A 545-nucleotide genomic window follows, 5' to 3' on the forward strand; every position below is an offset into this window, starting at 1 on the left:
GGAAACGGCGTTCTAATGCGGCATCCTTTTCAATTTGACGATACTCTTTCAAGGTCGTAGCGCCGATGACTTGCAGTTCGCCTCTGGCAAGCGCAGGTTTTAAGATGTTTCCCGCGTCCATGGACCCTTCAGCAGAGCCGGCACCGACAAGAAGGTGGATTTCATCTATGAAAAGAATTGCGTTTTTGCGTTCTTTCAGCTCTTTCATCAGCTGTTTCATTCTCTCTTCAAATTGTCCCCTGATCCCCGTATTAGCCACGAGGGAGGCGACATCAAGCATATAGAGCTCTTTGTTTTTCAGCTTATTCGGCACATCGCCTTCAGCGATTTTTAAAGCAAGTCCTTCTGCAACGGCTGTTTTACCGACACCGGGTTCCCCGATTAATACCGGGTTGTTTTTATTTCGGCGGTTTAGAATTTCGATCACGCGGTCCACTTCATCATCGCGGCCGATCACAGGATCGACGAGGCCTGTTTTTGCAGCATTCGTCACATTGACTGCAAGCTCATCAAGCAAGCCTTTTTTTGCTGCGGTTTGCGGCTGT

At 48.6% G+C, this 545-nt stretch carries 1 pseudogene; it reads right to left on the bottom strand.

The features are described from left to right. Nucleotides 1–545 (bottom strand): annotated as a pseudogene (gene clpE / locus BTA30_RS22315) (ATP-dependent protease ATP-binding subunit ClpE); the annotation flags it as partial.

Source organism: Bacillus swezeyi, from assembly GCF_001969815.1.
In the GTDB taxonomy this organism is placed as follows: domain Bacteria; phylum Bacillota; class Bacilli; order Bacillales; family Bacillaceae; genus Bacillus; species Bacillus swezeyi.